We start from the raw sequence: 13,970 nt of genomic DNA on the forward strand, positions 1-13,970 counted from the left end.
AGAAGCAAGTACTGGCCGCTGCTGACCATGCATCGACAGCACAGCGAGACACAACATCCCGCGCGCCACCTCGCCCTATGGGTTGAGTTCGGCGTGCTCTATGCCGGTGTACCGCTCTTCATTCTCGCGACGCGACAGACCGCGATACTGCTCGCCGTGATCTGGCTCGCGCCAGTGTTGATTCACTACTTCGAACGGCAACGCCGTCCGTCGCTATATGCCAACGACTGGGATTGGCGCGGTTTGCGCGCAGGCGCACCGGCCGTCGTGGTGCGCTTCGCGATCCTCGCATCGCTCATAGCCCTGGCCGTTCGGTACTTCATGCCGCATGAATTTATGTCATTGCCGCGGCAGCATCCGGTCACGTGGGTTCTCGTGTTACTGCTCTACCCCATCTTGTCCGTATGGCCTCAGGAGCTAATTTTCCGGAGCTTCCTCCTGCACCGCTACCGGGCGATTCTCGGTGACAAACGAGGCTACATCGCGGCTTCCGCATTGGCTTTCGGTTATGCGCATGTCATCTTTCTGAACTGGCTCGCGCCCGCCATGACGGCAGTCGGCGGCGCATTGTTCGCCGCCACCTATCGGCATCACCGCTCCCTTGCGCTGTCGTGCTTCGAGCACGCCTTATATGGCTGTCTCGTTTTCACAGTTGGACTGGGCCAGTACTTTTACTCCGGCGCTGCATGGTCTCAGTAGTTAGTACTCCGATTAGCTCGCCGTCACGCCGGATTCGCCGCGACGAAATTCTTGAACACGGCGTATGCCGGGTTCTTCGTCACGCCGTCGGCCTGAATGAGACCGTAGTCCGAATCGATCACCGCGTACATCATGATGGACTGAATGTTGTACCGGTCCTTGACCGCGTAATACTCGGCCAGCGCGCGCCCGGTGTAGGCCGCCGCTTGTTGCGGTGTGTCGTTCGCACCGTTCCAGCCCCATTCCGTCAGCCAGATCGGCACGTTGAAAGAGTCCTTCAGCACTTGCAGCACATCGACGCACGCGTTGTATCGGCCGCCGCAACGAATATCGCCTGAGCTTTCGTACCAGTGGTAGGTCGTGATGTCCCAGCGCAGCGAAGCCGCGCCGCTCACGCCTTGCGCCGTGCCATCGGGCGAGATGCCGTTCCAGAGCATTTGCAGCGCGCGGTAGGCCATCGGAATACCGACGTTTACACCACACTGAATAGACGGGTCCACCGAGCGCACGCCGTCGATCATGCCGCGCAGCACGCCGCGCAACGACGGCCAGCAGGCCGGATCCCAATCTGCGGTGGAACTGCCATCGCCGCCAATCTTCAACGGCACATCCAGTTCGTTGCCGCACTCGATATATTTGACGAGGCCCTTGAGCGGACGTGTGCAACGCACCGCCATGTCGTAACCGAGCGAGTACGCCGCTGCTTCGCTGCTGTGCGGGTCCCACTGCGCGGAGAGCGGGTTCAACACCGGCAGTATCGACACTCCGCTATTCGCGAACGGTCCCTGCAATGCGTTGGCGAGCGTGGTCGCCATGCCGCCGCCCGCGATGTCGCAACGATAATTCGTCACGCCCAGGTCTTGCAGGATGGCAAGCTGCGCGGCGGGCGACATGGTCTGGTAGATGCCGCTGCCATACGCCATATGGCCGTTGATGCCGTAGAACAGGCCGCTCGATGCAGACGCAACCGCTTGCGTGACCGTATTGCTGGTCGAGTTCGTGACCGGGTTCGTTGCGCTCGCGTTGTTCGCATTCACGCCCGGCGCGGTGCCCGTCGACGTCGACGCGGAAGTCGGCGTGGTCGTGGTCGTGGTCGTATTCGTCGCTGCACTGGCGGTGCCGGTAGCCTGCGGTTCGCCGGCGCCGCCTCCTCCGCCGCAGCCCGCAAGCACGGCGCCGCCGGCCGAAGCGAGCATCATCGCGAGAAAGGAGCGGCGTTTGAGGGTCCGAACCGAATCGTTCGAAACGTGGGCAGGTGCAGAGGATGAAGCGTCGTCGTGAGCTCGCATGGCCGTAGAAGATGGCGTTGATGCTCGCGTTTACGGCGATGCCTGATGCCTCCTTTAGACGCCTTGCCCGATTCTCCCCATGAAAATGCGATGACGTATGACGCTTTTACCGACGCATCGCCGTTCGAACTGGCCCATCGTCGGTCGTCACGCTCCAGCCGCCGCCGAGCGAGCGATACATGGCCACCGCAGCAAGCGCATGCTCGCGGCGCGACTGATTGAGCGCGTCCGCATCACGCAGATACGCTTCCTGTGCATCGAGCACGTCGAGAAAGCTGGCCGCGCCGCCCTTGTAAAGCTGCGTCGACAGCGTGAGCGATTTGTTCGAGGCGGCAAGCGCATCGGTGAGGCGGGCTGTCTGATCGGTCGTGCTCACGAGGTCGCTACGCGTGTCCTCGACATCCTTCAACGCGTGAAGCATGGTCTGTCGCAGGTTCAATTCCGACTCGCGCATCCGGCTTTCGTTTTGCTCTATGTCCGCCGTGATGCGGCCCGCGTTAAAGATGGGGCTCGTCGCGTTCAGCGCGGCGGAAAACAGATTGTCCGTCAGCGTCGGCAAGCCGAGATACGACGATGCGAGCAATCCGTCAGTCAGCCGCAACGAGAACTTCGGATACCGCTCCGCACGCGCGACGCCCACTTCCGCCGCGCGCTGTTGAACCTGCGCGTAAGCGACGAGCACATCCGGCCGACGCAACAGCGCATCCGAAGGCAAGGTCTGCGGGGCGCCATCGGCCGGAATGGGGATCACGGGCGAGGCGCCTGCGTCGGCGAGCATCAGCTTGTCAACGGACTCCGGCGTGCGGCCCGAATAAACCGCGATCAAGCTCAACTGATGTTGAATGGTCGCATTCGTGCGCGGAATGCGCGCCTGAAGATCGCTCAACTGATTCTTTGCTCGCGCGACATCGAGCTGCGTCGAAAGCCCGTATTGCAGGCGCCGCTGCGTGAGCTTCAGCGCGCGCTCGCGGATGGTCAGGTTATCCTGCACGATCTTGAGTTCCGCCTGCGCCCAGCGCAAATCCACATAAGCAGATGCCGTGTCCGCCGCGAGCGCGAGGCGGACCTGATCGGCAGCGTGCTCGCGCCCGACGAGTTGCGCCTGTGACGCTAGCAGTTCGAGGCGTTCGCCGCCGAATACATCGGGCGTCCAGCTCAATGCGAGACCGAAGCCCGCCTGACGCACGTATCCCAGCGGCGGCGGCGTGTTCTGACGCGCATCGGATGCGCCCGCGTTCGCATCGAGTTCAGGCAACAGCGCCGCGCGGCGCTGCGTCGTCAACGCCTGTGCCTGTTTCACGCGTTCGACCGCGGCTTGCACATCGAGATTGCTGTCGAGCACGGATGCGACGAGTTCGCGCATCGTCGTATCGTTGAACTGATCCCACCACGCGACAGGATCGGCGTCGGCCTTCGGCACGTCCACGCTCCAGTTTGCGGGCGCCGTGGCAAGCACGGTGTCGGGCAAGTCAGCGTGCGTCGCGGGTTGCACAGCGCAGGCGGCGAGCGCTAGTGTACTCAGTATGCCGAAATATATAGCTCTCATGATCACCTCAATGTGCTTCCGGCGAGGGCGGTGCGCTGCCGATGGGTTTCGCGAACAACACGCTGACGATGCCCACTACGAAGCAGAGCGCCAGTACGTAGAAGCAATCGGCAAAGGTCAGGACGAGCGCCTGCCGCAATACAGTGGCGTGAAGGGATGCGAGTCCCGCCTGCGTCGCGTCGAGGGCATTGCCAGCAACAGCCGCGAGATGCGCGGAACTGCGCGCAAGCATGTCTTCAATGGCGGGCCTTCCGATCGTCACGCTTTCCGAAAGCCGCAGGTAATGCAGATTGAGCCGGTCGTTGAGCATGGTCGCGCTGACCGCAATACCGATTGCGCCACCGAGATTCCGCATGAGATTGAACAAACCGCTTGCCGACTTTAGACGCGCTGGCGGCAACGAACCGAGCGCCATCGTCACGATGGGCGGCACGGCAAATTGCTGACCGATGCCTCGCAACGCCTGTGGCAACAGGAATTGCTGCCAGCCCCACTCATTCGTCAGTGGCGTATAAAAATAGCAGCCAAGGCCGAAGCAAACGAGGCCGAACACAAGCAGCAGGCGCATATCGATGAAGCGCGACGCAAAGCCATATACGCCTATCGACGCAAGCTGAAAACATCCGACGGACAGCAACGCTATGCCGATTTGCAGTGAATCGAAGCCGCGCACCCGGCCGAGAAACACCGGCGTCAGGAACACCGACGTAAAGATGCCGATGCCGGTCACGAACGAAAGCAGACTGCCGATGCCGAAGTTTCGTACCGCCAACGCGCGTAAATCGACGATGGCTTCCTTCGCAGTCAACGCATGCACGATGAAGAGGAAACCGCAGATGGCCGAAATCCACGCGCATGCCACGATCACGTCGTCACCGAACCAGTTCTTGCGCGGCCCTTCTTCCAGCACGTATTCCAGACAGCCGAGGAATCCCGACATCAACACGATGCCTAAGTAGTCGCCTTTTCTCAGCAACGACAGATCGGGTTTATCGATATGAACGTACTTCGGCACGAGCACGGCGACGACGAGGCCCGGTATGAGGTTCAGATAGAACAGCCAGTGCCACGACCATTGATCGGTGATCCATCCGCCGATGACGGGCCCGATAGCCGGTGCGAGCGACGCCAGCGCGCCGATGGTCGTCGAAGCGATGAGCCGCTGCTTGCCCGGAAAGAGCACGAAAGCCGTTGTGAAGACGGTCGGAATCATCGCTGCACCGAGCGCACCTTGCATTCCGCGAAAGAGGATCATCGAATTGATGTCCCATGCGAGGCCGCACAGCATGCTCGTGACGGTGAAGCCGATTGCGGAGGCGGCGAAGAGCCAGCGCGTCGAGAAGACTTTCGAGAGCCAGCCGGACATGGGAATGACGAGGATCTCCGCAATCAGATACGACGTCTGCACCCATGACAGTTCGTCCTGACTCGCGGACAACCCGCCGCCGATGTCCTTGAGCGACGACGCGACGATTTGAATATCCAGCGTCGCCATGAAGAAACCGAGGCACATGAGCGCGAAGGCGAACACGCGCTCTTTGACAGGGGCATCGGCGGGATTGGCGAGCACGTTGCGATTCATGATGTGCGCCTCAACCGTTGTTCTTGCGCAGATGCACTTTCACTGTCGCGGACAGGCCTGGACGCAGCACCGATTCCGCGCCCTGCGGCACGTCGAGCCTGATACGTACCGGCACGCGTTGAACGATCTTGGTGAAGTTTCCGGTGGCATTCTCGGCGGGCAGCACGCTAAAGGTCGCACCTGTCGCGGGCGCCAGACTCTCGACATGCCCCGTAAACGCTATGTTCGATGCATCGAGTTCGATATCGGCCTCGTCGCCCGGACGCATCTTCTTGAGCTGGTCCTCCTTGTAGTTCGCATCAACCCAAAGGCCGGTCGCGGGCACGATCGTCAACAGCGAAGTGCCGACGTTCGCCAGCACGCCGACGCGTGCCGTGCGATTGCCGACATAACCATCCACAGGCGAGCGGATCGTCGTGTACTCGACGTTCAGTTCCGCGACGCGCCGCGCGGCTTCGGCGGTGGCGACGCGGGCTTGCGCGTCCGCGATCTGCGCTTCGATTACGGACAACTCACGCTTTGCTGCAATCAGCGACGCTGCGCTCTTGTCGCTCGACGCTTGCGCCTTGCTGTAGTCGGCGTCGGCCCTTTCGACGAGCTGATTCGACACCGCTTCGTCCTTCACAAGCTCGCGGTATCGCACACGATCTTGTCCGCTGCGCGTGAGTTCCGCGGACGACGCACGCACTTCCGCTTGCGCCTGATTGATCACGGCCGCCTGCAACGCATCTTTCGCACGCAATTCCTCGACCGCCGCGCGCGCACTCGATACTTCCGCATCGGCTTGCGCAAGACGCGCGTCGTAATCGCGTGAATCGAGGCGCACTAGCACTTGCCCAGCCGTCACGCGCTGGTTGTCCTGCACGAGAACGTCTGTCACGAAGCCGTTGGCCTTCGGCGCGAGCAAGGTGACATCACCGCCGACGTAGGCATCATCGGTTGTCTGGACAAAGCGCAGCACGAGCGCCCAGTATGCCGCCGCCGCGATCAGCACGACCGCGACGAGTCCGAGCGCGAGCAACATCCAGGGTATGCGGCGCGTGCGCCGATTGAGCGACGGTGCGGCTGTCGATGGAAGGTTCGAAGTGGGCGTTGTCATATGGTCTTTTCAGTGCATATGCACTTATGTCGGTAGTAATAGGCAACTGTTGCTGCCTCGTTAACCCGAGAGACTAGCTGTGCATACTCACCGCGTCAAGGCGCGCGGGCGGCACGAGACAAATGTCGCTACGGCAATAATCGCTAACCAAGCGCGTTACCGTTTGGCTGTCGCTGGCTTTGCATATCGCGACATCGGGCATCGCGTGAACCATGGCTCGCCGGATAGCAGCACGGAAGTCGTCCAGATCTAGCCATAAATCAAGGCGAAATCGCGACACCGCCCGCTTCGTCGCGTGGATCACAACACTCAGCCGTGAAATTGGCTGTCGTCTCTCTTACCAACGGCGTTCAACGCTAATCTCGATACCTCACGCATTCAATCGCCTCGAGGTTCGGTATGAAGAAATCACGCATTCCCTTACTTCTGTGCGCACTCGGCTTGTGCACCGGCGCTCAGGCGCAGAGTTCAGTCACGCTATACGGCCTCATCGATGCCGGCCTCATGTACACGAACAACGTCTCGAAGGGCGGCCGATCCGGCTCGCTGTGGCAGGCAACGAGCGGAAATATCAACGGCAGCCGTTGGGGCCTGCGCGCAAGTGAAGACCTCGGTGGCGGACTGAAGGCGATCTTCGTGCTCGAGAACGGTTTCAACGTGCAGACCGGGCGGCTCGGGCAGAACGGACGGGAGTTCGGGCGACAAGCGTATGTCGGCCTTGCATCGAGCGACTACGGCGCGGTGACGCTCGGGCGTCAATACGATTCGCTCGTCGATTTCGTCGCGCCACTCTCGGCCACGGCCGGTACGTTCGGCGATACGGGATTCGCGCATCCGTTCGACAACGACAACCTGAATCACTCGGTGCGCATGAACAACGCGGTTAAGTATATGAGTGGCACGTATGCAGGCTTCAAACTCGGCGCCTTATACGCGTTCTCGAACAATACGGATTTCGCGCTGAACCGGGCGTACAGCGCGGGCGGCAGCTATAACTATGGCCCGTTCAATCTCGCTGTCGGCTATTTGCAAATCAACGGTTCGAACACGACGAATACGACGGGTGCTATCGATGTCGGCGAATCCATGGCGGACGGAACCGGTGGGTTCGTGCTCGGCGCATCGCGCCAATGGGTGTTGGGCGCGGGCGCCAACTATGCTTTTGGACCTGCACTCGTGGGCTTCGTCTTTACCCGCAGCGTGTATCAGGGCACGACCTCGTTCAATTCGGTCAATGGCGCGATGAGCTTCAACAACTATGAACTCAACGCCAAATACAGGCTAACGCCCGCGATCAGCCTCGCCATTGCCGATACCTATACCGATGGTCACGCAGCCAACAGCCGAACCTTCGGTGCGGACCCGAAGTTCAATCAGGTCGACTTCCAGGCAATCTACGCGTTCTCGAAGCGCACGGACGTCTATGCCGAAGCGATGTATCAACATGCGATCGGCGCGCAGTATGTCGCGTTCATCAACACGTCGGGCGGCGCTTCGTCGACGGCGAATCAGGTGGTCGGTACAGTCGGCATTCGCACGCGGTTTTGAGCCTGAGCGTGCGACCGAGTCGGGTGTCGTGCAAAGCGATTCACATGTTCATAGCGCGGTAGCCACTGCGCGATATCGATCGCAGCAAGCCTGCGCATCCCCTCAACTGCTGTCACAATCGCCATTGCGACATTTTCTCAACGATGCAGTCAGCACCGTTCGGGCTGGCCGTGTCATTGGTGTGCAGCGCGCGCCACGCTGCACTGATCCCATGAACAGGAGCGAGCAATGCCAACCATGCAGGCAGTTCAGGTGTCGAAAGCGAACGGTCCTCTAGAAGTCGTCGAACGCGACGTGCCCGAGCCGTCCGACGGCCATGTGCTCATCAAGGTCCATGCTTGCGGAATCTGTCACAGTGATTCGCTGACCGTCGAAGGACAATGGCCCGGCCTGCAGTTCCCGCGTGTGCCGGGTCATGAGATCGCCGGCGTGATCGAGAAGATCGGCGCGGGCGTGGAAGGATGGGAGAAGGGGCAACGCGTCGGCGTGGGTTGGCACGGCGGGCATTGCGGCCATTGCGATCACTGCCGTCATGGCGACTTCGTACTCTGCCAGCGCGGACTCGTTCCGGGCATCAGCTATGACGGCGGATATGCGGAATATATGGTCGCGCCTCAAGAAGCCCTTGCGCGGATGCCCGACGATCTCTCCGATATCGACGCCGCTCCGCTCTTGTGCGCGGGCATCACGACATTCAATGCGCTGCGCAACAGCGGCGCGCGAGCAGGCGAAGTCGTCGCGATACTCGGCATAGGCGGGCTGGGTCATCTGGGCGTGCAGTATGCGCGGAAGATGGGCTTCGTGACGGTAGCGATCGCGCGCGGACAGGACAAGGCGCCACTGGCGAAGCAGCTCGGCGCGCACCATTACATCGACAGCGAAGCGCAGAACGTCGCGGAAGCCCTGCAAGCGCTTGGCGGTGCGCGCGTCATTCTCGCCACCGCGACGAGCGGCAAGGCAATGAGCGCGACCATCGGCGGTTTGGGCCTCAATGGCAAGCTGATCATGGTCGGGATCTCTCAGGAGCCGGTGGAAGTGCCCATCGCGCAATTCATCATGGGCCGGCACTCCGTTCAGGGCTGGCCCTCCGGAACCGCCGCAGATTCGCAGGATACCTTAGCATTCAGCGCGCTGGCGGGCGTCAAGCCGATGATCGAAGAATATCCGCTATCGGAAGCGCCGCAAGCGTATGAGCGGATGATGAGTGGAAAGGCCCGCTTTCGTGTCGTGCTTACTCCAGGCAAATGAATTGGGGCGCGCGGCCGTCGCTTGAAGCGCGGCCGCATTCGCAGTGCGACTACGCGACCAATGCCGCGGCTCATCTCCCGCGGACCAACCTACGCGCTTCTCAGAACAACCGCGCTCGCTGAAGCACGCCGACAGGCGTTGAAATTCGAATCATTCTCAATGCCGACCGGTTGTCGTCGACGCCCCCCCACACTGCCCTAAAGTTTAGCGTCGGAACGCCGATATTTGACGTTGATCGAGCAAGTGAACCGACTCCGCTAGGTCGGCCAGCAGTTGCCGTCGAAGGCAGCAATCTCCTCCCGCTTGTCTGCGCCTGCAAGCGACAACACAACGCTTAAGAATTCCGTACAGCGCGCACCGACAAGCCCATCATGCCCACGTTCGACTTGCGTACCGTCCTTCTCATGGCATCCGTGATGCCTGGACTGATGGCTTTGGTGATGTTCTCCATTGGGAGGACATTCCCGAGAACTATTTTGGGTGTAGCGCAATGGGCGCAGGGCTCACTGCTCTTTTCCGCTGCGGCCTTCGTCATGGCGCTGCGGGACGCCATTCCGGACTGGCTTTCCGTCGTTGTCGGTAATGTATGTATTGTCGGCAGCATAGGACTCTGGCTGATCGGCACCCAACGCTATCTCGGTCGCGTGCCGTGCGTCCGCCTCATCGCAGCGTTGGCTCTCGTGGATGCCGTTAGTCTCAGCTGGATGACGTGGGCCGATCTAAACCCTCACGGGCGCTCACTATGCACGAACGTCATTCTCTTACTGCTTTTCGCGCTGCTTGCTTACGAGTTGCTCCGATACGGTGACGCTGATAGTGGCGCGAGAGTTGTCGGCAGCCTCTTTGCCTTCGAAACACTCATCGCATCGGCCAGGGTCATCACTTTGCTGCAACCCGTGGCAACGAACGAAGGCTTGTACGCGCACGATCGGATGCAGATGATTTACCTGAGCAGTGGCGCATTCATGTCGCTCAGCATCACGGTGGGATTCATGCTCACAGCCGTGAACCGGCTCCGGTTTCATCTCGAACAACTTTCACGGATCGACCCGCTGACAGGCCTCCTCAATCGCCGCGCCCTTTTGAGTGCGCACACGATGGCGCGGGAAACGCCTCGCAAGTCCAGACGATATCTCTCGTTGTTACTCATCGACCTGGACCACTTCAAGAGAATCAACGACACGTACGGTCATTCGATGGGAGACGACGTCCTGGTCGATTTCGCGCGACGCGCAGTACTCGCGCTTCCGCCGGAAGCAGAACTAGCGCGTTGGGGCGGAGAGGAGTTCGCTGTGCTGTTTACTTGCGACACCGTCGACGAACCCGTGCGTCTCGCACGTGCACTGCAGGCACGCATCGCAAGCATGGGCAGTTCGTCCCTCCCTTCGTACACGTGTAGCATCGGCGTGGCGTGTCTTGGCGCTGCTGACGCAAGCATCGAGCAGTTGTTGAAGCAAGCCGACGGGGCGCTGTACCGCGCAAAAGACAATGGGCGGAACCGAGTGGAAGTCGCGTTGGAAGTTGTCGATGTCACCGTCTCGCCCATGGTCGAGAAAGCGATGAAAATCTAGCTGGGCCCGGCGGGATGCGTTCTCTTGCGCAGTCAATCGGCATCCTTGGGGTGCTGTGACGGACGTAAGTTGCGTGGACCGCGCTTTGCTGCGCTTACTGTCACCACCGCCGATCTGAATGGGAGGACGCGATGTGTGAGGTTCCGAAAGCGTCAGCACGACTGGGTTATGGGGGAGGTTCTCACGGGAAGGCGGGCCGCGTTCTCGCCGCCCTCCTTTGTGCATCCGCATTTTGCGCTTCAGGCTGTCGTCTGATGCAGTCGAATGCGCAAGTCAGTCCGACCGACCAGCAATTCATGCTTACAGCGGCGAGCGTCGGTAAGGCCGAGATCGATCTGGGCAAGCTCGCGTCCGAGCAGGGAGCGTCCCCTGAGGTGCGTGCGTTCGGGCAGAAAATGGTGAGCGAGCACACGCGCATCAATGGCGAACTGTCGCAGATCGCAGATGCGAAGCAAGTGCATTTGTTAGAGGCGATGGATCCCGCGAACCGCACGCTTTACGACGAACTCAAGAAGATGACCGGCCCCGCCTTCGACCGCGAATATGCGATTGCACAGGTGCATATCCATCAGATGGGCAACGCGTTATACGCGAGCGAGGCACAGCACGGCGAAGACGCTCAAGTCAAACAATTCGCGGCACGTGGCGTGCCGATCGGAAACGATCATTTGCAACACGCTTCCCACCTCTTGCAAGATTTGCCGAAATCGTCCGTGCAGTAAATGGCGCACCATCGTGGGAGACCCGAAATGGCACAAGTCGAGACTCTGCGCGAGAACCATGGCATTCGCAGGCGCATGACTGCGGGTGTCGCGGCGGTCTGTAGCTTGGCGTTGGCTCTTGTCTTGGCTCCCGAAGTGCACGCCGACTCACCGTCCAATGCGGCTCATTCCGCGAAATCAAAGCGCGAGCAAGTTCGCGAGGACCTCGCCCGGTATCGATGTGCGGGCTACAACCCGGTCGCCGACGAGATTACCTACCCCAACGACGTCGATGCCGCGCGCGAACGTTTGCAAGACGCGGGCTGCACGGCACCGGACGCCCCAACGCACGCCGAAAAACATTCGAAATAGCGAGCGCGGCGTGCATTGTGAATGCATAGAACCTATTCCTGACCGCCTCTGAATCCGCCAGGATTCCGCTTCTATACTGGCTCCTCGAACTTCAACGAGGAGACGCTTCGATGTTAATGGACGCCAAGGAGTCGATATATAGCCCGACGCAGGATGGCCTGATCTTCCCGCAGGAGCCGGTGTTTTCCAGTTCCGCCGAGGAGCGGCGGTATCGCAAGGAACATCTTGCCGCAGCGTGCCGGATTTTTGCCCGCCACGGGTTCAGCTTTGGTTTTGGCGGGCATTTGACGGTGCGCGATCCCGAGCATCCCGAGCTCTTCTGGACCAACCCGATGTGTGTGCCGTGGTCACGCACAAAGACTTCGCAGCTCGTGCTGGTCGATCATTCGGGTACGGTTATCGAAGGCAAATATGCGGTGAATCGGGCTGGCTACGTGCTGCATTCCGCGATTCATGCTGAGAATCCCGACATCATCGGCTCATGCCATGCCCACACGGTGAACGGCGACGCGTGGGCCGCAATGGGCAAGCCGCTCGACTACGTGACGCAAGATGCGTGCATGTTCTACGGCAGCCATACCGTTGTGCGCGACGGCGCGGGCAAGGTGCCGGTGGCGAACGAGTCGGGCAATCCGATTGCGCGCGCCTTTGCTGATAACAAGGCAATCATTCATCAGAACCATGGTCTGCTGACCGCGAGCCGGCATAGCATCGACGACGCCGTTTGGACTTTTATCGCCCTCGACCATTGCTGCAAGATGCAGTTGTTGATGGACGCCACCGAATCACGCCCGATCCCGATCGACCCGAAGTTCGCCGAGTATTCACACGAGCACCTCGGCAATTCGTTCATTAGCTGGCTGCACTTCCAGACCATGCTCTACGAGATTGCGGAAGAAGAGCCTGATTATCTCGACTGACGCATCGATGGTTCTATGCAGGACGCGGCATGCGCAAGCATCCGACTGCGAATGCCGCGCAGCGCGCAAAAAACTATACCGGAGACATGCATGGAAGCGCTATATGGAGAAGAAGCCGTCCCTCAGGCCGACACGAGCCGCACCTACTACCGGGCTTACTGGCGGCTGTTGCCACTCTTGTTGCTCTGCTATCTGGTCGCGTATCTGGATCGCGTGAATGTCGGTTTCGCGAAACTGCAGATGCTCGACGCACTGCATTTCGACGACGCAATCTACGGCCTTGGCTCAGGCATCTTCTTCGCGGGATATTTCTTCTTCGAAGTGCCCAGCAATCTCGTCATGCGCAAAGTGGGCGCGCGTAAATGGATTGCGCGAATCATGCTGACGTGGGGCGTGATCTCGGCGGCGATGATCTTCGTGAAGACGCCGACGACGTTCTACATCGCGCGCTTTCTGCTCGGTGCCGCCGAAGCGGGCTTCGCGCCGGCGATCATGTATCTGCTCACGCTCTGGTTTCCGGCACGGTATCGCGGCCGGGCCATGTCGATCTACGTGATGGGTGCGCCGCTCGCGTTCGTCGTCGGCGGGCCGATCTCGGGTTACATTCTCCATGCGTTTTCCAGCAATGAGCATCTCGCCGCGTGGCAATGGCTCTTTCTCATCGAAGCGATTCCCGCCGTCGTGCTCGCGTTCGTGGTGTTGGCCTTTCTCGACGATGACCCTGCACGTTCGCGCTGGATCTCCGAGGACGAGCGCACCCACGTGCTCGCTGAAATTCGCGCGGAAAACGCGGGCAAGATCGATCATTCGAGTGCAGGCGCGTTCCTCGCCAATCGGAAGCTATGGCAGTTCTGCGCCATCTTCTTTTGCCTCATTATGGGCCTTTATGCGCTCGGCTTCTGGATGCCGTCGCTCATCAAACGCAGCGGTGTAGTCGATCCGCTCACCATCGGTCTTTATTCGGCGATACCGAATATCGCTGCGGCCATTGCGCTGTACCTGTCTAACCGCAGCGCCGATCGCACCGGCGGACGTCGTGCACACTTCGCGCTATTCATGCTGATCGGCGCAGTGGGTCTCGCGACGAGCATGTGGCTTTCGGCGGGGCCCGTCATGACGACGGTATGTCTTTCTATCGCGGCGGCGGGCGTGTATTCGTGTGTCGCGCTCTTCTGGGCATTGCCCACGAGCCTGTTCGTCGGCGCATCGGTGGCCGCGGCGCTCGCGTTCATCAACTCGGTCGGCAATATCGCCGGGTTCGTGTCGCCGTATCTCGTCGGCATGCTCAACGTAACAGTCGGGAACTCGGAAGTCGGCATGTACGTGATTTCGGCGTTTCTCGTGCTCGGTGCTGCCATGACCATGCGACTGCCCAAGACGCTCGACGACAAGTGA

The 13,970-nt window shown here is 60.5% G+C and carries 12 protein-coding genes; 8 read left to right on the plus strand and 4 right to left on the minus strand.

The annotated features are described in order from the left end of the window. Positions 1-27 precede the first annotated feature (27 nt). The gene (locus tag P9239_RS02550; protein ID WP_309748932.1) at positions 28-699 is read left to right on the plus strand and encodes a CPBP family intramembrane glutamic endopeptidase; all 672 of its coding nucleotides are present in this window, start codon (positions 28-30) and stop codon (positions 697-699) included. Positions 700-722: 23 nt separating this feature from the next. On the opposite strand, the gene P9239_RS02555 is transcribed toward P9239_RS02550, so the two are convergent. From P9239_RS02555 to P9239_RS02570, 4 genes are all read right to left on the minus strand, one after another. Next, complete coding sequence (locus P9239_RS02555) at positions 723-1,898, minus strand: glycosyl hydrolase (RefSeq protein ID WP_309748933.1); 1,176 nt, start codon at positions 1,896-1,898, stop codon at positions 723-725. 196 nt (positions 1,899-2,094) lie between these two features. Further along, the gene (locus P9239_RS02560; protein ID WP_309748934.1) at positions 2,095-3,534 is read right to left on the minus strand and encodes an efflux transporter outer membrane subunit; all 1,440 of its coding nucleotides are present in this window, start codon (positions 3,532-3,534) and stop codon (positions 2,095-2,097) included. Positions 3,535-3,541: 7 nt separating this feature from the next. Beyond that, positions 3,542-5,116: a DHA2 family efflux MFS transporter permease subunit gene (locus P9239_RS02565; protein WP_309748935.1), complete on the minus strand. Its 1,575-nt coding sequence runs from the start codon at positions 5,114-5,116 to the stop codon at positions 3,542-3,544. Positions 5,117-5,126: 10 nt separating this feature from the next. Beyond that, positions 5,127-6,215, minus strand: coding sequence for an HlyD family secretion protein (locus P9239_RS02570; protein WP_309748936.1), 1,089 nt, complete (start codon positions 6,213-6,215; stop codon positions 5,127-5,129). A 399-nt stretch (positions 6,216-6,614) separates the two neighbouring features. Here P9239_RS02570 and P9239_RS02575 point away from each other — a divergent pair, with 399 nt between their 5' ends. From P9239_RS02575 to P9239_RS02605, 7 genes are all read left to right on the plus strand, one after another. Next, positions 6,615-7,763 (plus strand): porin, encoded by a 1,149-nt coding sequence (locus P9239_RS02575; protein WP_309748937.1) that lies wholly within the window; start codon positions 6,615-6,617, stop codon positions 7,761-7,763. A gap of 228 nt (positions 7,764-7,991) precedes the next feature. Beyond that, positions 7,992-9,011, plus strand: a complete 1,020-nt coding sequence (locus P9239_RS02580) for an alcohol dehydrogenase (RefSeq protein ID WP_309748938.1) — start codon at positions 7,992-7,994, stop codon at positions 9,009-9,011. 371 nt (positions 9,012-9,382) lie between these two features. Continuing rightward, on the plus strand, positions 9,383-10,582 hold the full coding sequence (locus P9239_RS02585) for a GGDEF domain-containing protein (protein ID WP_309748939.1): 1,200 nt from the start codon (positions 9,383-9,385) through the stop codon (positions 10,580-10,582). Between the two features lie 131 nt (positions 10,583-10,713). Further along, positions 10,714-11,304, plus strand: coding sequence for a DUF4142 domain-containing protein (locus tag P9239_RS02590; RefSeq protein ID WP_309748941.1), 591 nt, complete (start codon positions 10,714-10,716; stop codon positions 11,302-11,304). 27 nt (positions 11,305-11,331) lie between these two features. Further along, positions 11,332-11,655, plus strand: a complete 324-nt coding sequence (locus P9239_RS02595; RefSeq protein ID WP_309748942.1) for a DUF4148 domain-containing protein — start codon at positions 11,332-11,334, stop codon at positions 11,653-11,655. Positions 11,656-11,765: 110 nt separating this feature from the next. Further along, positions 11,766-12,575, plus strand: a complete 810-nt coding sequence (locus P9239_RS02600) for a class II aldolase/adducin family protein (protein WP_309748943.1) — start codon at positions 11,766-11,768, stop codon at positions 12,573-12,575. 90 nt (positions 12,576-12,665) lie between these two features. Next, the gene (locus tag P9239_RS02605; RefSeq protein WP_309748944.1) at positions 12,666-13,970 is read left to right on the plus strand and encodes an MFS transporter; all 1,305 of its coding nucleotides are present in this window, start codon (positions 12,666-12,668) and stop codon (positions 13,968-13,970) included.

This window comes from Caballeronia sp. LZ062 (genome assembly GCF_031450785.1).
Classification (GTDB): Bacteria; Pseudomonadota; Gammaproteobacteria; order Burkholderiales; family Burkholderiaceae; genus Caballeronia.